Source organism: Pedobacter nanyangensis, from assembly GCF_003313505.1.
GTDB classification, from domain to species: Bacteria; Bacteroidota; Bacteroidia; order Sphingobacteriales; family Sphingobacteriaceae; genus Pedobacter; species Pedobacter nanyangensis.
This window is the reverse complement of sequence record NZ_QMHO01000003.1, coordinates 580224-601634: the sequence shown is the minus strand read 5'-3', so window position 1 is coordinate 601634 and position 21411 is coordinate 580224. Positions and strand designations below refer to the sequence as shown.

Annotated in this window: 19 protein-coding genes; 9 read left to right on the top strand and 10 right to left on the bottom strand. The window is 41.2% G+C overall.

Features of this window, described 5'->3' with window-relative positions:
- Positions 1-52: 52 nt before the first annotated feature.
- The gene (locus DUT71_RS08590; protein WP_113662148.1) at positions 53-682 is read right to left on the bottom strand and encodes an NAD(P)H-dependent oxidoreductase; all 630 of its coding nucleotides are present in this window, start codon (positions 680-682) and stop codon (positions 53-55) included.
- A 4-nt stretch (positions 683-686) separates the two neighbouring features.
- On the bottom strand, positions 687-1283 hold the full coding sequence (locus DUT71_RS08585) for a TetR/AcrR family transcriptional regulator (RefSeq protein ID WP_113662109.1): 597 nt from the start codon (positions 1281-1283) through the stop codon (positions 687-689).
- A gap of 202 nt (positions 1284-1485) precedes the next feature.
- Between DUT71_RS08585 and DUT71_RS08580 the strand changes: the two genes are divergently transcribed.
- Entirely contained in the window at positions 1486-2442 is a 957-nt protein-coding gene (locus DUT71_RS08580; protein ID WP_113662108.1) for an outer membrane beta-barrel protein, read from the top strand.
- Positions 2443-2516: 74 nt separating this feature from the next.
- Here DUT71_RS08580 and DUT71_RS08575 read toward each other — a convergent pair whose 3' ends face one another.
- Entirely contained in the window at positions 2517-2906 is a 390-nt protein-coding gene (locus tag DUT71_RS08575; protein WP_113662107.1) for a DUF1398 domain-containing protein, read from the bottom strand.
- Positions 2907-2912: 6 nt separating this feature from the next.
- The gene (gene msrA, locus DUT71_RS08570; RefSeq protein WP_113662106.1) at positions 2913-3512 is read right to left on the bottom strand and encodes a peptide-methionine (S)-S-oxide reductase MsrA; all 600 of its coding nucleotides are present in this window, start codon (positions 3510-3512) and stop codon (positions 2913-2915) included.
- Between the two features lie 234 nt (positions 3513-3746).
- Here msrA and DUT71_RS08565 point away from each other — a divergent pair, with 234 nt between their 5' ends.
- On the top strand, positions 3747-4712 hold the full coding sequence (locus DUT71_RS08565) for an isopenicillin N synthase family dioxygenase (protein ID WP_113662105.1): 966 nt from the start codon (positions 3747-3749) through the stop codon (positions 4710-4712).
- A 46-nt stretch (positions 4713-4758) separates the two neighbouring features.
- On the opposite strand, the gene DUT71_RS08560 is transcribed toward DUT71_RS08565, so the two are convergent.
- The gene (locus DUT71_RS08560) at positions 4759-6981 is read right to left on the bottom strand and encodes an OstA-like protein (protein ID WP_240186883.1); all 2223 of its coding nucleotides are present in this window, start codon (positions 6979-6981) and stop codon (positions 4759-4761) included.
- Positions 6982-7051: 70 nt separating this feature from the next.
- Between DUT71_RS08560 and tilS the strand changes: the two genes are divergently transcribed.
- From tilS to bshA, 3 genes are all read left to right on the top strand, one after another.
- Complete coding sequence (tilS, locus tag DUT71_RS08555; protein ID WP_113662103.1) at positions 7052-8380, top strand: tRNA lysidine(34) synthetase TilS; 1329 nt, start codon at positions 7052-7054, stop codon at positions 8378-8380.
- A gap of 3 nt (positions 8381-8383) precedes the next feature.
- A complete protein-coding gene (locus tag DUT71_RS08550; RefSeq protein ID WP_113662102.1) occupies positions 8384-8869 on the top strand; it encodes a hypothetical protein in 486 nt (161 codons plus the stop codon).
- A 117-nt stretch (positions 8870-8986) separates the two neighbouring features.
- Positions 8987-10123, top strand: coding sequence for an N-acetyl-alpha-D-glucosaminyl L-malate synthase BshA (gene bshA, locus DUT71_RS08545; RefSeq protein WP_113662147.1), 1137 nt, complete (start codon positions 8987-8989; stop codon positions 10121-10123).
- 56 nt (positions 10124-10179) lie between these two features.
- On the opposite strand, the gene DUT71_RS08540 is transcribed toward bshA, so the two are convergent.
- From DUT71_RS08540 to DUT71_RS08530, 3 genes are all read right to left on the bottom strand, one after another.
- Positions 10180-10698: a DUF5004 domain-containing protein gene (locus tag DUT71_RS08540; protein ID WP_113662101.1), complete on the bottom strand. Its 519-nt coding sequence runs from the start codon at positions 10696-10698 to the stop codon at positions 10180-10182.
- 274 nt (positions 10699-10972) lie between these two features.
- Positions 10973-12073, bottom strand: a complete 1101-nt coding sequence (locus DUT71_RS08535; RefSeq protein ID WP_113662100.1) for a lactonase family protein — start codon at positions 12071-12073, stop codon at positions 10973-10975.
- 76 nt (positions 12074-12149) lie between these two features.
- Positions 12150-13361, bottom strand: coding sequence for a pseudouridine synthase (locus DUT71_RS08530; RefSeq protein ID WP_113662099.1), 1212 nt, complete (start codon positions 13359-13361; stop codon positions 12150-12152).
- Between the two features lie 228 nt (positions 13362-13589).
- On the opposite strand from DUT71_RS08530, the gene DUT71_RS08525 reads away from it, so the two are divergent.
- Positions 13590-14372, top strand: a complete 783-nt coding sequence (locus DUT71_RS08525; protein ID WP_113662098.1) for a lytic transglycosylase domain-containing protein — start codon at positions 13590-13592, stop codon at positions 14370-14372.
- A 205-nt stretch (positions 14373-14577) separates the two neighbouring features.
- Entirely contained in the window at positions 14578-15624 is a 1047-nt protein-coding gene (locus DUT71_RS08520; protein WP_113662097.1) for a ferredoxin--NADP reductase, read from the top strand.
- A 100-nt stretch (positions 15625-15724) separates the two neighbouring features.
- Here DUT71_RS08520 and DUT71_RS08515 read toward each other — a convergent pair whose 3' ends face one another.
- Positions 15725-16612 carry a pirin family protein gene (locus DUT71_RS08515; RefSeq protein ID WP_113662096.1) on the bottom strand — a complete coding sequence of 296 codons (888 nt, stop codon included), beginning with the start codon at positions 16610-16612 and terminating at the stop codon, positions 15725-15727.
- A gap of 116 nt (positions 16613-16728) precedes the next feature.
- Between DUT71_RS08515 and DUT71_RS08510 the strand changes: the two genes are divergently transcribed.
- Positions 16729-18252, top strand: a complete 1524-nt coding sequence (locus DUT71_RS08510) for a SulP family inorganic anion transporter (protein WP_113662095.1) — start codon at positions 16729-16731, stop codon at positions 18250-18252.
- Between the two features lie 472 nt (positions 18253-18724).
- On the opposite strand, the gene fabV is transcribed toward DUT71_RS08510, so the two are convergent.
- Positions 18725-19927 (bottom strand): enoyl-ACP reductase FabV, encoded by a 1203-nt coding sequence (gene fabV, locus DUT71_RS08505; RefSeq protein ID WP_113662094.1) that lies wholly within the window; start codon positions 19925-19927, stop codon positions 18725-18727.
- Positions 19928-20421: 494 nt separating this feature from the next.
- Between fabV and DUT71_RS08495 the strand changes: the two genes are divergently transcribed.
- A complete protein-coding gene (locus DUT71_RS08495) occupies positions 20422-21393 on the top strand; it encodes a helix-turn-helix domain-containing protein (protein ID WP_113662092.1) in 972 nt (323 codons plus the stop codon).
- The last annotated feature ends 18 nt before the right edge of the window (positions 21394-21411 follow it).

Here is a 21411-nt window from a genome sequence, read left to right as displayed (position 1 = left end):
AAAGCCACATAGGTTTGCTATGCGGCTTTGACAGATCTATTTTGATTTGATGTTATTTTTCGATAAGGAAACTGCTTTTTGGTTGACGAACTTTTTTCAAGCCTACTAACCAATCATTTTCTGTATCGCGGTAGCCTAAAGGTAAAACGGTCACACTTTTTAGCCCCTGTTCGTTTAATTTTAAAATCTCGTCATATTTGGCATTATCGAAACCTTCCATTGGCGTAGCATCTACTTTTAACAAAGCGGCTTCGGCAATAGCAGTGCCAAATGAAATATAGGCTTGGCGTGCGGCGTGCTCAAAATTTACTTGTGCCTCTCTTGACAGGTACATGCTTTTTAAACGCGCTACATAATCTGCGGTAGCTTCTGCTGGTAATCCTCTTTCGCTGTTCATCAGGTTAAAAGCATGGTCTATGCGTTCTTCTGTATAGTTGTCCCAAGCAGCGAAAACCAATACATGTGAGGCGTCTACAATTTGTGATTGATCAAAAGAGTGGGCCCTTAAAGTTTGTTTTAATGCCGGATCGGTAATCACGATGACTTTAAAAGGTTGCAGGCCAGATGATGAAGGAGCTAAACGTGCAGCTTCCAAAATTTGGTCTACTTTTTCTTGTGGAACGGCCTGTCCGTTCATTTTTTTAGTGGCGTAACGCCAGTTTAATGCTTCAATTAAGCTCATTTTTTTAGCGATTGATATTTTTAATAAATCCTTGTATGGCATCCAAAAGAATTTGCTGTTGCATCTCATCTGGAGCGGCAGTTAGGTTCACCATATTGATAGAAGTTAGTCCGTGAAGGATGGACCAGAGCGTGTGGAACTTCAGAAACTTTCGCTGTTGGTCTGCTTCTTGCATCAAGCTGCTGATCACCTCAATGAGATTACTGCTAAAGTTCCCGATCTCGGTAATTTCCTTTGCTTTTTGGCAATTGGGAATGCCAAGTCCGAACATCATTCTGTAGTATGCGGCATTGCTGAAAGCAAATTCAAAATAGCTTAATGCCATTTGAGTAAGCTGTTCCTCAGGATTAGTGTATTTTTCTCTGGTGCTTTGCATGGCCATTGCAAGCATCCAAAACCCCTGTTTTACAAATTCTCCCTGTATGGCATCTTTACTCTCAAAATGATTGTACACTACTGGTAGGCTATATCCTATCGCATCGGCTATTTTCCTGATGGATACCGCTTGCCAGCCTTCCTGTAGCACAATTTCTTCCGTGGCTTTCAAAATGGCATTCTTGGTCAGCTCTTTCTGCTTCTGTCTATCCGTTTTAACTAACATCTAATTAGGTTAACACTGTTAGCAAAAGTAAAAGTTAACACTGTTAGCTAAAAGGCCTTTTGTGGTTTTTGACTAAAAAATGATAGAAGTAAATCTCACATGATAAAAACAATTTGCTCGAAATAAGGGTTGTTTGTTATGCAAGCATAGTTTTTTGATGCCTGTATGTAAATGACGAGGCTTTTATTTAAAATGAACGGTTATGAAAAAATTAGTATTGTTGGTGGTGTTGATGGTGTCAGTTACCACCGCCGTACTGGCACAAGAGGGCAGGGGTTTCTATATCAAACCTACTGGGAGTTATTTTGTCAAAGTTACTCCTGTAGAATTTCCCAATGTGGGTGAACTGCAACCCAGAGACAGGGTGTTCAATATCAATCCTTTAACTGGGGCGCAAACCTTAATTTCGGAAGAAGCCATTACGGGCTCTTTTGGACAAGGCTGGCGGGCTGGTTTGACAGGTGGTTTTAGGTTTAGTCCCGTAGTTGCGTTTGAAATGGGGGTTAATTATTTCCAGAGTGAAAAAAATACCATGGCGCGCCAAACTGGATATAATGCCAATAACGGTAGCGTGCTGTTGTCTATTCACTCTAGCGGACAAGTGAAGGCGCTGGATTTAACGCCATCCTTGGTTTTTCACGTGCCTACCAGTAAAAACTTTAGGCCCTATTTGAAAATTGGCGCTGTGCTGCCCGTATATGGTTATTTGGATATTAAAACAACCCTTAACGACCAAACTGGCACCATTGCTAGCGAGATTAACCCAGCTTTAAGGGCAGTTGAACTAACTAGGGAAGAGCGTATTGAACCAAGGCCAACCATTGGTTTTTTAGGTGCTGCAGGCTTTAGTGTGCCTATTGGTAAAAATATCAGTTTCTTCAGCGAGGTAGAGTACCGTAACGTATCTGTGAGCAGCAAGGAGAAAGAAGTGCGCAAATTTGATGGAACGGGAACCACCTTATTGGGAACAAAGGTGCCTATTACCATTAATGATTTGCCTACTGCACAACGTTATACCGATTATCACAAAAAGATTGATCAAAGCTCCAATACTCCGGGGAATGCCAATTACGATCCTAACAAAAGGGGAGATGATTTGAGGTCTTATATTAATATCGGCGGTTTGGGAATGAATGTTGGCCTTAAAATTGGATTTTAAGATTGTTGCACTGCGTTTGCCACACCAAGTCCATCTCTATTAGACTGAGATGGGCTTGGTGTAGCAAAGATATCCTAGCCAGGAATTTGTTCCACTAAAATTTCCTTTCCTGCTCGATCAAAATAAGCGCAGGTCATTTTTTCTAAATCTACGATCCATTTTTCGATACCTGTTTCGGCACAATCTTTACAAAACGTATAATAGTCGGTGCCGCCTTGCTGGTGGATTTTCAACTGTGTAGTAAATTTGTCTTTATCAGTGGTTGCTGAGATAAAAAGACTTTCATATTGAGGTGTTGAAGAAGTTTGAAAGCCATTTGTACCGTAGTAATCTGTATGGCTATCTTTCACCCAGGTTTCGAAACTTAAAACGCCCATGCCCTTAATCTGTTGGATGTACTTTGGAAAATCAGCGCCGGATTTTACTTGATCATGAGCCTGTTCAATAGCTGCTACCGTAAACATTTTGTATTAGTGCTTTAACCTCGATTTAAATAATTTCTCTAATTTATCCATCTTTGGCAAAATCACCACTCTGCAATAAGGTTGCTCGCCATTCCTTAAAAAGTAATCCTGATGGTAGTTTTCTGCCACATAAAAGGTTTGGGCCTTTTCCAAGGTGGTTACCACAGGTTTGCCAAAGGCATTTTCCTTGTTTAACAAAGCTTTGTACTTTTCGGCAGTTGCTTTTTGCTGCTCATTGTGGTAAAAAATCACCGAGCGATATTGCGTGCCCACATCGGCACCCTGTCTATTTAAGGTAGTGGGATCGTGGAGTTTCCAAAATACCTCCAGCAGTTCGTCAAAGGAAATCTTTTTAGGGTCATATTCAAATTCAATCACTTCTGCATGATTGGTAGTGCCGCTGCAAACCTCATCATAAGTGGGGTTGGGGATGTTGCCCCCTTCGTAGCCCGACTTTACGTTGTACACGCCATCTAATCGTTGGAAAACAGCTTCAGTACACCAAAAACAGCCCATGCCAAAGGTTGCTTTCTCCAGTTTTGGTTTTTGTGCATCGGCACCTAATATCGAGAACAAAATTAAGGACGTCATCGTTATACTTTTCATTTTTTGAAATTTCTTAATATGTAATTATACGTAAAAGCTGGTGCAAAAGTTTCCTGACGCCCTAAAAATGACAAGCGGCTTAGAATGTAACTTGTTAACATTTTTTACTGCCCTGAAAGGCATGTTAATAACTTAATTGTCTTGTTTTTAGTTTTTTATGCTGATAAAATTTAAATAAATAAGGTTTGTTAACATATCTTTTCTAAATTTAACTTGAACATTAAAAACAACGATATGTCAACACCTTACATCCCGTGTTTAGATTTAAACACTTACATTAACGGAACAGAGGAACAGCGCAAAAAATTTTCTGATGAACTTGGTAAAGCCTTTAACGATTCGGGCTTTGTGACAATCACCAATCATGGGGTAAGCCAAGAGCTTATAGATAAACTCTATAAAAACATCAAAGAATTATTTGCATTGCCGATAGAGGTAAAACGTAAATATGAAAAGCCAGAATTGGCAGGGCAACGTGGTTACACCAGTGCAGGTAAGGAAACGGCAAAGGGCGCAAAAACAGCCGATTTGAAGGAGTTTTGGCAGATTGGCCAAACTGTAACGGATGGTGATCCCATTAAAAACGAATATCCAAATAATGAGATAGTTGATGAAATTGCCGAATTTAATACTGTTACCAGGGAGATTTACCAAAAACTTGAGGAGAACGGAAAGCATTTGTTGCGTGCCATTGCTACTTATTTAGGTTTGCCTATCGATTATTTTGACAAACATGTACACAATGGAAATTCTATTTTGAGAGGAATCCATTATTTCCCAATCGAAAATCCTGATTCAATTCCTGCTGATGCCGTGCGTGCTGGTGCACATGAGGATATCAACCTCATTACTTTACTTATTGGCGCCAGCGCTGATGGTTTGGAAGTATTGACTCGCAGCAACGAGTGGCTGCCAATTAAAGCACACCATACCGATATTGTAGTAAATGTGGGCGATATGTTGCAACGCTTAACCAACAATAAATTGCGTTCAACCACGCATCGGGTAGTGAACCCCCCGCGTGAGCTGATGAAAACTTCCCGTTTTTCAGTGCCGTTTTTCTTGCATCCGCGTAGCAATATGGATTTAACCAGTTTAGAAAGCTGTATCGATGCTGAACATCCGAAATTATATAGCGATATGACTGCCGGCGAATATTTGGACGAACGCCTGGCGGAAATTGGCTTGAAAAAAATGTAACGATATTTTGATGCCATAAAAAAGGCGGCCATTCGGTCGCCTTTTTTTAGTTCCGCTTTTTCAAACTATCTGTTTTTAAGGAATCGGTAGTTTTGGGAAAAGATTTTTGGGTATCCTGCGCTGGTGCTATTGGTTTAGTAACCTCTTTTTCTACAGGATTTACAGGCGTTTTGGCCACGCTGTTGGTGGGTGTTTTCCCTTTATTGTTAGTAGGAGCTTTTTTAGCAGGCTTGCTTGCTGCTTTAGGTTTAGGAACCGATACGCCCCTAATAATATCTGCTTTGCTTGTAGGCCTAAGTTCCGGCTTCCATATAAACCCCGTAAGCAGCGGGTCTTTTTCCAATTTGTCTATAGGGTCAACGGCTCCTTCAACTTCCCTAACGGTTACAATGTGGGTAAGCGCTTTGTTGAGGAATTTAAAACGCAGCCTGCTGCTCACCGTTTGGTTTACATTATCGTAGTTGCCCTTGTTGTCTTTGGTGTAATAAATACTTTCGGCATTTCCGTCTACATACATATTCCGGATTTCGCCATCTGTAAAAAAACCAGTAATGATTTTTCCCTTCACTTGGTTGAACTTGGTCGAGTCGCCTTCTATATTGACAATAAAGCCATTCTGTAGCACTTGAAAGGTATGAATTTTGTTGTTTTTAAAGAAAACATGAATGGTATCGCCCGTTTGTTGGCTGCCATCTGACCATAAAATTGGATTTTTATACCAACGTAAGGAAGAATCGGCCGCAGTATAAAACAAAGAATCGGCCTTGGCCTGCATGTTAGATTTGTACACCCTAACGTTATGATATGCTTTAATGATTCGGGCCCTTATGGTGTCTGCGGGGTTAACGGCGCTATCGGGTAACAATGGTTTAACCACTTGGTTCGCATCAGCTTTTAGGTTTCCGGTGGGGTTTGTTTTTGCTGCGACCTTGGTTTTTGTGGTAGCTGGTTTCTGCAAGGCGCTTTTCACCGAGTCTGATTTCACCTCTGGTATAATTTTCTTGAGCTTGGCAATACTGTCTGCAATTACACTATCCCGCTTCAACTTGTTTTTGATCATCAACAGGCTGTCAATGGGGGGAGAGCCTTTTTCCAGTTGCTTTTTGGCTTCCTCTTCCAGCTTCTTTCGCTCTTTTCTGCTTAGTTTTTTATCATTTCCTGTAGTGCTGTTCTTCTTTAGGTCGTCTGCCTGTTGCAATAATAACTTTCTGGCTTCGGCTTTTTCCTTGTCTTTTTCTGCCTTCTCTTTTTCGTCCTCAGCACCAATTTCATGGTCTTTTTTAACAACTGGTCTAGTCAGCAATTTAAGCGATTTAACCAAGGAGCGTTGGCTTTCCAAGGTATCGGCGGCTAACCACAAAGTGTCTGGCGTTTTTTTGGTGTTAACAGTTACGCTGTCTTTAGTGCCTATGCCAACGTAGGCTTTTTGGGTGACTACCACGCGTTCTTCGGTACGGTAATATTCGCCCAACTGCCCATACATAATGGTTTGGTCTTTGGTGTCTTTGAAAATGATGTTTTTAACCGCCCTGCCATAGCCTTGCTTGCCGTTATAGTGCAAACTATCGCCTTTTAATGAGCGACTGCCATTGGTATATAGGTTTTTCTTCCCGAAATAGGCATTTTCACTCTTGGTATTGTATCTTCCGTTTTCTGTGTAAAGCTTGTCTTCCTTGTTTTTGATATTGGTTGGGCCATAAAAAAACGTCCAATTGGAGCCCGTGTTGTACCTTAAATTGTCGGAGGTAATGATGGTTTTTTCCGAAGTTACCACCAGCACGTCGTTTTTGAAATAGGCGTCCCGGTAGTTGGAGAAATAGAAACCTTCTTTACTGGTAATGGTAGCATCTTTGTTTACCAGCTTTCCACCGGTAGTGTACTTGCCAATTTTGGCCACCATATCGTAGTCCAGTACATTGGAAGTGAGGGTGTTTTCTCTATCGATTAATTTAACATTTTTATCCAAATGTGCTTTTTTGGCATTTCCGTCATAATTCAAGAAATCTGAATAGATGTTCAGGGTATCGCCCTGGTTAATGTGCACATTGCCAAAGGCTTCAAAAAAATTGCGATTTTGATATAGTACGGCACTATCGCATTTCAATATGGCGCCATCGTGGTTAAAAACCGGTTTTCTTAAGTGTACAGCTGCTGTTTGCTTAATGCCGGTCCAGTTTTCTGCCGTTTCCAGTTTAATTTGCGTACGGGCCTGAGCAAACAATAATAATGGGCTAACCATCAACAATAATAAAAGGCGAAACTTTTGCACGATACAAATTTAAGGTTTTATTTTTCAGCTATGCTTATGTGCTTCATGAATTTATAGATATTTTTGAGCAATGTTACCAGTACAGCAATTTATAGACCACGTTTTACAGCAGCAGCTTTTTGAAGCTTCGCACCATGTACTGCTTGCGGTAAGCGGGGGCAAGGATTCTGTATTGATGGCACAGCTATTTAAACAGGCAGGTTTTAATTTTAGTATTGCGCATTGTAATTTTAATTTGCGCCCAGAGGAGGCACAGCGAGATGAGCTGTTTGTGAAACTATTGGCCGAAGAAATGCAGGTGCCTTTTCACCTGATCCGATTTGATACGAAAGGTTTTGCGGAAAAGCATAAAATTTCTACACAAATGGCCGCTAGGCAGCTGAGGTATGATTGGTTCGAAAACGTAAGAAAAGCACATGATTATGCGTGTGTGGCCGTAGCCCACCATCAGAATGATGCCATTGAGACCGTGTTGCTGAATTTGGTTAGGGGTACGGGTATTCGTGGAATGCATGGGATTTTGCCGAAACGAGGGTACCTGATCAGGCCGCTGCTTTTTTTGTCGAGACAGGAAATAGATCAGTTGGTTGAGGAAAATGGGGTGCCCTATGTGGAAGATAGTTCGAACCTGAGCAGCAAGTATGCTCGGAACAAGCTTCGTTTGGAGGTCATTCCGCACCTGCGGGAAATCAACCCTAAACTGGAGCAAACCTTTGCAGAAAACATTGCCCGTTTTGCCGAAACAGAAGAGCTGTTACAACAAATGGTTTTGCAGACCCGTAAACAATTGCTCAAAGCAGAAGGAAATGCATTTTCTTTGCCCATTAAAGGAGTGAGGGCTTTAAAACCGCAAAAATTGCTTTGCTTCGAACTGTTAAGACCCTTTAATTTCAGTGCAGTAGTGGTTGATGAAATTCTGCTTTCGCTAAGCAAGCAAAGCGGGACCTCGTTTTATAGTCATACCCATCAGCTTATTATTGATAGGGAACGTTTGCTGATTACACCTTTATTGAATACCTCCGGCCAGGTTTTTTACCTACATGGCCAAGGAAATTTGGATTTGGATTTTGGGCAGAAAATTAAACTGGGATTTGCCGAAGACAGTGCTTTTGGAACTGAAAAAAACTTTGCCCATGTAGATGCCAGTTTGTTGATATTTCCCCTAATTGTGCGTTACAGGCAAGATGGAGATAAATTTATGCCCTTGGGGATGAAAACATTGAAGAAACTTAGTGATTTTTTGGTGGATGAAAAAATACCACTGCCACAAAAGAAAAAAGTACCGTTGTTGATTAATGGAAACGGAGAAATGATATGGGTGGCTGGTTTGCGGCAAGATGAAAGATATAAAGTGCGTGCAACAACGAAAAAAGTTGCTATATTCGAATTATCAAACTGATTAATGGACGGAAGATACACTTTTATTGAAAAACAGTACATCGGTCGGGATTATATCCGTATTTCTATACGTTTAATCATGGCGGCATTTTGTTTTGCAGTGTACGTTTACGAAAGAGACAGGGACAATACCGTTGACCTGTTCCTTGTGGTAGGCTTTGGTATCATTGGTGTATCTATCATTCTGCTGTTCATGGTGCAGTACAAAACCGTTATCGAAAATAAGAAAGTACTGATAGATGGTTTATGGACTGCCAAAAAGGTGGAGATAGATCTTCATAAAATTGTGAACATCCGTAAAGCTACCTATAGCCGGTTCTTTTTCAATAATCCGGTGTACAATCTTCATAAAAATGGTACGGTGCGTTTCTTTTCATCAGGCAAAGATGCAATTGTACTTACCGATAGAGATGGTTTGGAGTATTACATCGGAACCCAAAGGCCTAATGAAATGTATCTGGTACTGCAAAATGAAATGCGGGCCGATTAAACAAAAAGCGTCTTTTCCTAATCATTTTATTACCCAAAAATAACAATCTTTAAACAGGATATCAGCTACATTTGCCTTTGTAAATCTTGAACATAGAGATTGCGTTACAACCAACAGATGAAAATAGGAATAGTTTGTTACCCTACCTTTGGAGGTAGCGGAGTGGTAGCTACCGAGCTGGGCAAAGCCTTGGCTAATCAAGGGCATCAGGTACACTTTATCACATATAGCCAGCCGGCAAGGCTCGATTTTTTTTCAGCCAATTTATTTTACCACGAGGTTTCCGTAAGGGACTACCCCTTGTTTGATTACGCTCCCTATGAATCGGCTTTGGCAAGCAAGCTGGTAGATGTGGTGCGTTTTGAGCAATTGGATATCCTCCACGTGCATTATGCCATTCCGCATGCTTCTGCTGCTTTTATGGCTAAACAAATTTTGGCTACATACGGAATAAATATTCCTGTAGTAACTACTTTGCACGGCACAGATATCACTTTGGTAGGCAAGGATGCCACCTACAAGCCTGTGGTAACTTTTTCCATTAACCAGAGCGATGGGGTTACTACAGTTTCGGAAGATTTAAGGGAGGATACCTACCGGCATTTTGAGATCTCGAAAGACATCAAGGTTATTCCTAATTTTATTGATTTTAACCGCTTTAGCTTACAGCCCAAAGATCATTTTAAGAAAGCAATTGCGCCTAACAATGAACGCATCTTAATCCATACCTCTAACTTCAGGAAAGTTAAACGCACCGAAGATGTGATCCTCATGTTCCATAAAGTGCTGGAGAAAATTCCGGCTAAGCTCTTGATGGTAGGTGACGGCCCAGAACGCTCGGCTAATGAGCAGTTGTGTAGGGAATTGAATATTTGCGATAGCGTAAGGTTTTTGGGTAAGCAGGATGCCGTAGAAGAAATCTTATCCGTATCGGATTTGTTCATTATCCCTTCGGAAAATGAAAGTTTTGGGCTCGCTGCGCTCGAAGCGATGGCCTGCAAGGTGCCCGTAATTTCGTCCAACGCAGGTGGCTTACCTGAACTTAATGTTGACGATTTTTGTGGCTACATGTGTGACGTAGGCGATGTGGAAGATATGGCAAACAAGGCCGTAACTATTTTGAGCAACCAAAAAACGCTGGATTATTTTAAGGAAAATGCGCTCATTCGCGCTAAAGACTTCGATTTAAGGAAAATATTGCCTCAATACGTTGCTTTTTATGAAGAAGTAATTGCAGGTCAACGTAAATCTTAATCAATTAGATGTTATCCTAAAAAAGGGAGGCATATTCCCCTTTTTTAGGATGATTATTAAAGTGGCGTAAAGCCCATAATGGTATAAATGGTCATCTTGATTTCGCCTCCAGCCGGGTTTGGCATGCTGATCGTTTCCCGGGCAGTTAAGGTCAGGTTCTTATTTACAATCGCAGCTTCGTAAACAATAGGGGAATCCGTATTATTGATGATGTTGGAGGTCAAGGTAAGTTTTTTCTTGTCTGCCGAAAGAGACCAAGTTCCACTTTCTTGTTGAGGTGCATCAGGGTCGCATTTGGTAGGGCCCTCATCGTAAATAAAATTACCACCGGCGTTAAAGTGCACCAGGTCGTCCTTGCTACAGTTTTCTGCAATTAAAAAAAGATCGGCTTCATTTTTTACACCACTTACTTCTTGGCCAACAATCATGGAGGTTACTTTCCATTTGGTGCCTTCTAAGTTGGTAATGGCGGCGCCTTCTTTCTTGTCTTTTCCAGGCTCCAGGTAATCTGTAGGCGTTTCACAAGATAGTAAGGCAAGGATGGTAAATAAAAAGGGGAGTAGTCGTATTTTCATATTGTTAATGAATTTTGCTAAGTTGTTTTGTAATAAGCTGAGGTTTACCGGAAATCACTATTTTTCCATCTAAATGCTTGTTTACGAATAAGTGCTTGGTCCCATAACGTTCCACTAGATATGGTAGGACAGGGCAGGATCCTGATTTGCAGAAAATGCTTTATAGATCGTTTTTTGGGCAAAACAGCACAATAAATTTGGGAGAAAATAAATAAGACAGGAGATTTCCTCATTAAAGTTAATTTAGATAATTCCCAAAAGTACTAAAAGTAAGCTATTTACCAAAAATTAAACACACCGGTGAACCCACTGCGATACGCTTTTTAGAATCAGTTAATTTTCCGGTTTTGGTATTTCTTTGAAAGATGACAATATCGTTGGAGTATTGATGCCCTACCAAAAGGTAGTTGCCACTTGGGTCAATACTGAAGTTGCGAGGACCTTTGCCCAGGGTGCTAACGGTTTCAATATATTTCAATTGGCCATTCTTTTGTACTGCAAAAACACTGATGTTATTGGCATCGCCACGGTTGCTTTCATATAAAAATTTACCGTCGGCAGAAATGTGGATGTCTGCGGCGTCAATTCTGCCTTTGAAATTATCATCGGCGGTAGCTACTTCCTCTATTAACTTGAAATTGCCATCTGAATAGCTAAAAACGCTAATTTTCCCATTAAACTCATGTGCCAGATAAGCAAATTTTCCATTGGGGCTAAAAGTGATGTGCCGTGGACCAGAGCCCGCATTAGTGCTGATACTATGCTTTAAGGTCAAAGGTTTTTCGGCATTAGCCTGATAATTGTAAACATATAATTTGTCTTCGCCTAAATCAGTAGAGATTAGATATTTGCCATCGGGCGAAAATAATGTTTGGTGAACATGTGCGCTGGCCTGTCGCTTATCGGGCCCGCTTCCGGTATGTTGTATAAGTTGTTTTACAGGAGTAAGCGAACCATCGGGCCTGATGCCAAAAACACTGATGCTGCCCCCACTATAATTTGCGGTAAATACGTGCTTGCCATCGGTGAGGATAAAGCAGGGGTCGCCGCCTTTAGTAGCCTCTTTGTTGATCAGCGCACCTTCATTCGTTTGCAGATTAAACTTAAATGCCGCCGCGGCGCTGTTGGTCCCAACCTCCGATACACTATAAATGGCATCTTTATTTTTTCCTAAAGCTACATAGCTAGGGTTGGCAATGTTTTTGATCAGCCCCACCTGTTTTGACTCGGCTGTTTTACTATCAAAATCATACACATAAATCCCCTCGCTAGCTCCTTTAGACGTATAGGTGCCAACAATAAGTTTGTGGTTTTGGGCTAAGGCAAGCAGCGAGATATAACAAAATAGGGGTAAAAGCAGGAGTTTTTTGAGCATGATTTTTGGTTTTTTTGAGAAAGATAGTAATAAATAAAAAATGCGCAAAGCTTAACCCTGCGCATTTCAAATCATTTTATTTGATCAGATGCTTGATCTGTATCAATTCATGTTCTTCCAGATATCTCCATCTTCCGCGTGGAAGGTCCTTTTTGGTCAGGTTACCATAAACCACACGGTCAAGTTTTACCACCTCATAACCAAGGTGTTCAAAAATACGGCGAACAATCCTGTTTTTTCCGCTGTGAATTTGGATGCCAACCTCATTTTTGCTTGCACCGGCAACATAAGAAATGTTGTCTGGCTTGATAAAGCCATCTTCCAGCTCTAACCCGAACTGGATTTTGTTGAAGTCGCCCTGCGTAAGATTTCTGTTCAATTCTACCTGATAGATTTTGGTGATGCCATTTCTAGGGTGAGATAACCTGTCGGCTAAATCCCCATCGTTGGTCATCAACAATAGTCCAGTGGTATTTCTGTCTAAACGGCCAACTGGATATATGCGCTCGCGGCTGGCCTTGTCAACCAAATGCATTACCGTTTTACGTTCCTGTGGGTCATCTGTAGTGGTGATATAATCTTTAGGCTTGTTTAAAAGCACATATACTTTCTTCTCACGCTTTAACAGCTCACCATTGTATCTTACCTCGTCTTTATAAGGATCTACCTTAAAGCCAAGTTCGTTGATCACTTTGCCGTTTACACTAACCACGCCGGCTTCAATCAGCTCATCGGCTTTACGGCGTGAGCAGATGCCTGCATTGGCGATGTAGCGGTTCAAGCGGATAAGGTCATCTTCAACTTTTGATTTTCTGTTTCTTAAAGTAGGGGCAACACGTTCGCCTTTATCCTCTTTTTTATTTTTGAAACCTTTGTCGTCCCTTTTTCTAAAAGGGCGGTTATCGCCATAACGGTTGTCTTTTCTATCGCCAAACTTGGCCGAGGCACCATCTTTGGCGTAACTGTCTTTTTTTACATAGCTTCTTTTGCCTTCTTTGTGATCAAAGGATTTTTTGAAACCATCCTGATTGTCGAAATTGTTTTTGGCAGGTCTGCCAGTTTTAGATTTGAAACCCCTTTTGTCGTTACTGTCGAAACGAGGTCTCTCGTTTGTTTCGTTAAACTTCTTTGGTCTTTCGTCAGCAGTACTTCTTCTTGCGCCGTCACGCTCATTGCGTTCCCTTGGCTCGGTACGTTGGGTGCGTTCTGTGCGCTCTCTACGGTCTGCGGTACGCTTGCCAGCATTGGACTTGTCATCCCGACTTTTCCCTTTGTTACTATTTGTCATGATACGATTTTAACCGCATAAATAATGCGGATGCAAAGTTAGCAAATTTGTATGGATTAGCAATTGAAAATAACACGGATTTTCGCTGAAATGGAGTGTTTAAAAAACTAGCTTCACGATGTTTTAAAGGCCGATTTTAAGGCTTGTTTTTATAAGTGCTTGATAATTAAATAAATAAATTGTACCTTTGCGCACCAAGTATTAAGTGTTAACTAAAAAAGGAGGAAGATGTTAAAGAAACACCTCATCCCATGTGCAGTAGTTTTAGGATTGCTGATCATGGCCAAAGTGTTTGCTTATAAGCTACCAACCAAAGTAGAAAATCTTAAGAAAGATAACTATACCAATAGTATAAAAGAAACCGATGAGCCGGTATTTTCAATAGCTCAACTAGAGTTTGCCGAAGAAACATTACCAATTGGTGATACAAAGGTAACTCATAAAATGAAGAGGACTTTGGCTTCATTTTCTTATGGAAATTTGCAGACAAATCGTTTGCATAAGAAAGCAGCAGAATGGTTTCCAGTGATAGAGCCAATTTTGGCCGCCTATGGTATACCTAATGACTTTAAGTATCTGCCTTTGGTAGAATCTGGCTTAAAGGGAGGGGTGTCACCTAAGGGAGCAGCAGGCTTTTGGCAATTTATGCCAAGTACTGCCCGTATGTATGGATTGAAGGTGAGGAAGGGTGTAGACGAGCGCTACAACCTGAAAAAATCTACCATTGCTGCAGCAAAATATATCAAAGAACTTTACGAGATTTTTGATAGCTGGACTTTGGTAGCAGCTGCTTACAATGTTGGCGATAGCCATATGCGTAAACAGATTAACCGCCAAAAGCAGGATAATTACTTCAAGATGAAGCTGAATAGAGAAACAGGGGCGTACGTGTACAAACTGATCTCGATGAAGGAGATTCTGGAAAATCCGCACCGTAATGGTTACAAAGATCAGAAAGCGTTAATCGCATACAAACAAGTACAGGACGTAAGTGCCACTACTGTAGAATAAAAAATTGGTATAGCTTTTTTATAAGCATTTTAAAAGCGGTTTCCGAAATAAAGGAAGCCGCTTTTTTCGTTTATAGGCTGCCAATATGTGTTTGTATTTAACCCTTAACTCAAACTCTATTATAAGGCCAATAAATAATCTGTTTATCTGTGGCTTATTTAATGGCATTTTCGCCTTTTTACTTTTAACTTTCTACTTTTGGCATATGTCTCTACAACATTTAAAAGTTGCTGCGGTACGCCAAGAAGTGAATGAGGTTATCAGTATTGTATTTGAACCTGTGGAGGGCTTGGCCTATAAAGCGGGGCAATTCCTCACTTTATCATTTACCCTTAACGGAAAGGAATTGCGTCGTTCTTATTCTTTTTACAGCTCGCCTGTGGTGGACGAGCCTCTGGCCATTGCGGTAAAGCTGGTAGAAAATGGCGAAATTTCACGTTTTCTGCATCATCAAATTGCTGCTGGAGATATCGTAGAAGTTGCTGAACCCAATGGGCAGTTCTTTTATGAACCAAATGCCGAATTGCCGAGAACAGTATTCCTGTTTGCAGCGGGAGTGGGGATTACCCCTTTGTTTTCTATCTTAAAAACAGCCTTAGTTGCCGAGAAGCGATCCAAAATTGTATTGATTTATAGTAGCCGTTCTGCTGGGGAAACTTTGTTTATTGATGATTTGAAGGCTTGGCAACAGATCTATCCTGATCGGTTGGAGCTGATTTTCTTGTTCAGCAACGCTAAAAATCTGTTAAGAGCACGCTTAAATGGTTTCCTGGCACAGGAATTAGTAAGAGCGCATTTGGCTTTTGCCAAGGAAGATGCTTTATTTTATACTTGTGGCCCGGTTGATTATATGGATGTTTGCCGCATTTCTATCCTGGGAATTGGCTTTAAGCCACATCAGGTGAAACGAGAAACTTTCGTGCTGCCCGAAGATGAAATTGACGAGGATGATACGACAGAAAAAGTCATCGATAAAAATACCTATTCCATTCATTTAATTTTTCAGGGAGAAACCCATCATTTGGAGGTGCCTTGGCCCAAAAGGATTTTAGATGTAGCCCTGGAACACAAGATAAACATCCCTTACAGCTGTAGCGGGGGTGTTTGCAGTACTTGTGTGGCTACCTGCATTTCGGGCGGTGTAAGAATGGATTATAACGAGGTGCTTACTGATGATGAAATAGCCAAAGGCAGGGTGTTGGTTTGCACGGGCCATCCCACCGAAAATGATACAACAATTACTTGGGGGTAGTTTGTTGCGAGTTATAAGTTAAAAGTTTCTGGCTGTAGGTTTTAAAGCTTAATGTATATCCCCCCTCTTTGAAAAGGAGCGGGATAGTTATTGCCTAAATTTACTTCACATTCCTCGTTTGGGGAGGTAACGGTACAAATTCAGTTTCACCTGGTACAGGGGCAAATTCTTGCCTTAGCCATTTTTCTTTGGCCTCTTCAATGAGTGCTCTGCTGCTGGCTACAAAATTCCAGTAAATAAAACGCTCTTCGGCAAAAGGCTCGCCGCCGAAAATATAAACCGTGCTATTAGGTTCTAAGGTAAATTCGCAGAGTTTGCTGTCTTTGGCTACCAAGAAGTTCTTTGGGCCAAAAGTATTGCCTTCACTGCTTACACCGCCTTCTAAAATATATAAACCGCTTTCGCCAAAAAGATGCTCCCCAATATTTAGGGTTTTAGCTGCTTTATTTTTGATTTCTATAAAATACAGTGGGCTATATACGGGTATGGGTGATTTTCTGCCAAAAGCCTCACCAGCAATTAACTTAAAATCTACCGCATCATCCTGCCAAGTGGGAATATCCTTGCCATCGGCATGAAAAAACTCAGGGTCCATTTGCTCGAGGTGCTTGGGCAATGCCACCCAAATTTGCAGACCGTGTAAAAACTTGTCGCTATGTCTTAACCTTTCAGGGGTACGCTCGGAGTGGGCAATGCCCTTCCCTGCCGTCATCCAGTTCACTTGCCCCGGATTAATCTCTACCGTGGTACCTAAACCATCGCGGTGCATAATGGCGCCTTCAAACAAATAAGTCAACGTCGATAAACCAATGTGTGGATGAGGCGGGATGTCGATGTTCTGATGGTCGTTCATGGCGGCGGGCCCCATGTGGTCAATAAAACAAAAAGGACCTACCAATCGCTTCTCTCTAAAAGGTAGCAATCTGCCTACTAAAAAATTACCAATATCACTTGGTCTTTCTTCTATGATGAGTTGGATATTTGACATAATTTTGGGTTTTACTGTTCAAGCAAATATACTTAAAAGGCCTCTGAAAAGTCGATTTTCTTCTTTAATCTCGTTGTTAAAAACCTTTGCTGTAATTTAGCGGTTTAAATTCCAAAATGAAGCAGGCATTTTCTCTTTTTGATTTTAAGCAGCCCATCAATTATAAGAATGAGATTTTGGCCGGCTTAACTGTTGCAATGACTATGATTCCCGAGTCCTTGTCGTTTGCGATACTGGCTGGCTTTCCTCCGCTCACAGGTTTGTATGCTGCCTTTATCATGGGCTTGGTTACAGCCATTTTAGGAGGTAGGCCTGGATTGGTTTCGGGCGGAGCCGGTGCTACGGTAATTACACTCATCGCTTTGATGAAGTTGCATGGGTTGGAATATGTGTTTGCTGCCGTAATCGTAGCAGGTGTCATTCAAATTACGGTAGGTATTTTTAAGCTGGGCAAGTTTGTGAGGTTGGTGCCGCAATCGGTAATGTATGGTTTTGTGAATGGTTTGGCTATCGTGATTTTCATGTCGCAGTTAGACCAATTTAAAGTGCGGGAAACTGGCGAATGGCTAAGCGGAACGGCCTTATATACCATGTTGGGTTTGGTGGCTTTAACTATTGCGATTGTGTGGCTCTGGCCTAAAATTACGAAAACGGTTCCTGCTTCATTAGTGGCTATTTTAGCGGTTTTTGGTGTGGTGCTAATTGCAGGCGTTCAAACCAAAACGGTGAGTGATATTGCTTCGGTAGCAGGAGGTTTGCCGCCTTTTCATATGCCACAAGTGCCTTTTAATTTCGAAACTTTGCAAATTGTATTTCCCTTTGGTTTAATTATGGCCATGGTAGGTTTAACCGAAGGTTTGCTCACCTTAAATTTGGTAGATGAAATTGTAGGCAATAAAGGCAATGGCAATAGGGAATGTGTAGCGCAGGGCAGTGCCAATATCCTAAATGGTTTCTTTTTTGGAATGGGCGGCTGCCCCATGATTGCCCAAACCTTGGTCAATTTAACTGCAGGAGCTAGGGCAAGGCTGTCGGCTATTGTTGCTGCCCTCACCATTTTGCTCATTATCTTGGTGGGTGCGCCAGTAATAGGCAAATTGCCCATGGCGGCTTTGGTAGGGGTAATGATGGTGGTGGCTATTACCACTTTTGAATGGAGTAGTTTAAGGGTGATTAACAAAATGCCAAAGTCGGATATTTTTATTGGGGTGGTCGTGGCTGCGGTTACGGTATTGATGCACAATTTGGCGCTCGCTGTTTTAATAGGGGTAATTTTATCCGCATTGGTTTTTGCTTGGGAAAGTGCCCGACGGATTAGAGCCAAAAAGCATATAGATGAGGAAGGAGTGAAGCACTACGAGATTTATGGACCTTTGTTCTTTGGTTCTACTGCGGCTTTCTTAGAAAAATTTGATGTTCAGCATGATCCCGATATGGTGGTGATAGACTTTAAAGACAGTAGGATTAGCGATATGAGTGCCATTGATGCCGTCCATAAAATTACGGAACGCTATCGCAAATTAAATAAGAAAGTTACCCTAAGACATTTGAGTGCAGATAGCAGGTTGTTGCTAAGGAATGCCGGAAATATCATCGAAGTAAATATTGACGACCCAACTTATAAAGTGGCGAATAAATAATTAGTAATGTGATGATTGGTTGATTAGCTAATTAGCAGATTTGTTAATGTGATAGTTGGTCGACTAAAAAATGCCCTTTCAGTGAGGAACGATACGTTGTAGGGATCACGATATGGAATGCTCGGTAGTGCTTGAACAAAAATCCGAAGGATTTCGATAATTGTAGCACAAACCTTCCAAAAGCATACGACTCCTACGGAGTCGCATTAGCGTTAGTCAGTTTTTTATAGGCATTTGACCGCTTCGAGGTCTTGAAAATATAGGGTAAAATCCAAAGTTTCCGCTAAGTAATCTTTGGGATTAAGCTACGGATAACATTAGCCAATCAGCACATTTACCAATCAGCTAATTTATTGATGAGATAATTGGATAATAAAAAAAAACGCCATTTCGCTCCCAAAAGTTCGGGGTCGAAATGACGTTCTATATCGTTGAATTAGCTAATTATCCATCAGCCAATCATCACATTCAATTAAGCCTGTACTTGTTGCAATCCAGGTATTTCAACCATTTCATTGGCTTCAGCTTGGTAGTCTACACCTTCCACATCAAAACCAAAAAGGTTTAAGAAATCGTGTTTGTAGCCCGCTAAATCGCCAGTTGCTGGTAAAGTCTCCGTATCGGCAGTCTTCCAAAGTTCAGCTACTTTAGCTTGTACATCGTCACGCATTTCCCAATCATCAATTCTAATACGGCCTTTTTCGTCCACAGGAACATCTCCGCCAGTGTAAAGCCTTTCGTTGAATAAACGTTGGATTTGCTCAATACAACCTTCATGAATGCCCATCTCTTTCATCGTTTTGTACAAGAAAGAAATGTATAGCGGAATTACAGGGATAGCTGAACTCGCTTGGGTAACCAAGGCTTTGTTTACCGAAACGTAGGCTTTTCCCTTAAGTTCGGCCAATTTATCGCTAATGGTAAATGCCGTTGCTTCCAAATGGTCTTTAGCACGGCCAATAGTACCTTTGCGATAAACCGCTTCCGTTACTTTTGGACCAATGTATGAATAAGCCACAGTGGTAGCACCCTCGGCCAAAGCTCCAGCTGCTTTCAAGTCGTCAATCCACATTTCCCAGTCTTCGCCGCCCATTACCGCAATCGTATTTTCAATTTCTTCTTCGTTGGCAGGCTCAATGCTCACTTGCGATACAATGCCGGTATGGAAATCAACCGTTTTGTCACTGAAAGTACCGCCAATAGGTTTTAAAGTCGAACGGTGCGTTACGCCAGTTTTTGGATTGGTTCTTACTGGAGAAGCCAAGCTATAGATAATTAAATCTACCTGACCCCAATCCGCCTTGATTAAATCAATGGTTTGTTGTTTTACTTCGTTAGAAAAAGCATCGCCGTTAATACTTTTGGCATATAACCCATCTGCAATGGCTTGTTTTTCAAACGCAGCGGTATTGTACCATCCCGGAGAGGCAGTTTTGCCCTCTTTAGGTTCCTTTTCAAAATAAACGCCAATGGTAGCAGCACCTGAGCCATAAGCCGCAGTTATTCTAGAGGCTAAACCAAAGCCTGTTGAAGCACCAATAACCAACACACGTTTAGGGCCGTTAATTGCTCCTTTAGATTTTACATATTCAATTTGGTTTTTAACGTTTTGTGCAGCACCATCTGGATGGGCTGTTAAACAAATAAAACCACGCATTCTAGGTTCAATAATCATAATCTTGTATTATATAATGCCAAGTTACTGGCAATCCTTTGTCAAAGCTACCTATTTTTTTGTGCTCTGCAAATTTAGAAAGTACCTTGTCCGGCGCATGGACGCCAATACAGGGCAAAATTTTTTTTTTGAAAAGCAAATCCTGTAGTTCTTGGCCAGTGTAGCCCTTTGCTCCGTTCAAATGGCTTTATTACGCTGCGCTCCATTTTGCCATAACCACTTCGCCAAGGTTTATTTTACAGCGGTCGTGAAAATGGCAGGTGCTAAATCGCAGCGTTTGTAGTTTTTAAAGAATCTTCTCTTTACATAGCCGTTACTACTTACACATCCGTAGCGACAGCTGTAAAGCATGTACGGCCAGAGAATACCTCTCCCTCTCCGCCGTGCGGTTTCTCCCTCAAAGGCAAAGCGGCGTGCTTACCAGCATTATCTTGTATGGTATCTCTAACCACTTCTTTACGAAAAAGAATATATTTGTTGATATCTCTAGCGTAATGCGTTACAAAAAAGCTCCTACAGAAGATGTCGCCTATATTTTGGCAATGCTGGGTGCCATCTGTCCAATCAGTAAAGAACTATCCACTGCTTTTTATGAAAAAACAGTAAGCCTGAAAGTTAAAAAGGATACAATTTTATTGAAAGAAGGCGAACGATGTCAGTACATGTATTTCATCAAACGTGGAGCAATGATGGGACAAACCATTCATCAACGAAAGGAAATTGTGACCTATATTTCCATTGACAATGAATTTGTAAGTTCTATTTCTGGTTTACACGGCGTAGTGCCATCGCAAGAAGCTATTATTGCGGTAGAAGATTCGGAACTCATTGCCATGCATAATGATGATTTACAAGAGCTCTTCTCGAAATACTTTGACATGAATTACCTTTTTAGGGTAATGGTAGAACAGTATTACAGAGATGCGCAAGAACGTACGCATATCATTAGGGTGGGAAATGCCAAAGAACGGTATCTTTATTTTGTAAATACCAAACCTGGATACATCGAACGCTTGCCCCTGCACCTGGTTGCATCCATGTTGGATATGAAATTACAGACCTTGCTGCGGGTGCAAAAGCAACATCAGCTTTCTTTACAAAAAGATAGGGAAACTGAAGATTGGTGCGCCAAAATTGAAGATTACATTATCACAAAGGAAGCTTTTAAAACAACTGATTTGAGTTTGGAAAAAGTGGCCAATACCTTGTCGAGCAGTACCCACAAGCTTTCCGCTATATTCAACAATGTCTATAAAATGACTTTTGCTGATTTTGTAAACGGACAACGAATCAAAAGCATTCAACTGCAAATGGCCAACACCGAGGCCATGCGCAACTTCACCATTGAGGCATTGGCTAAACAAACAGGATTTGCTTCACGCAGCGCATTCTATAACGCCTTTAAAAAGATTGTAGGCGTAAGTCCTGCAGAGTATAGAAGCGCATTATCATCATCCTCTATATAGTTTAATTAAATATATAGA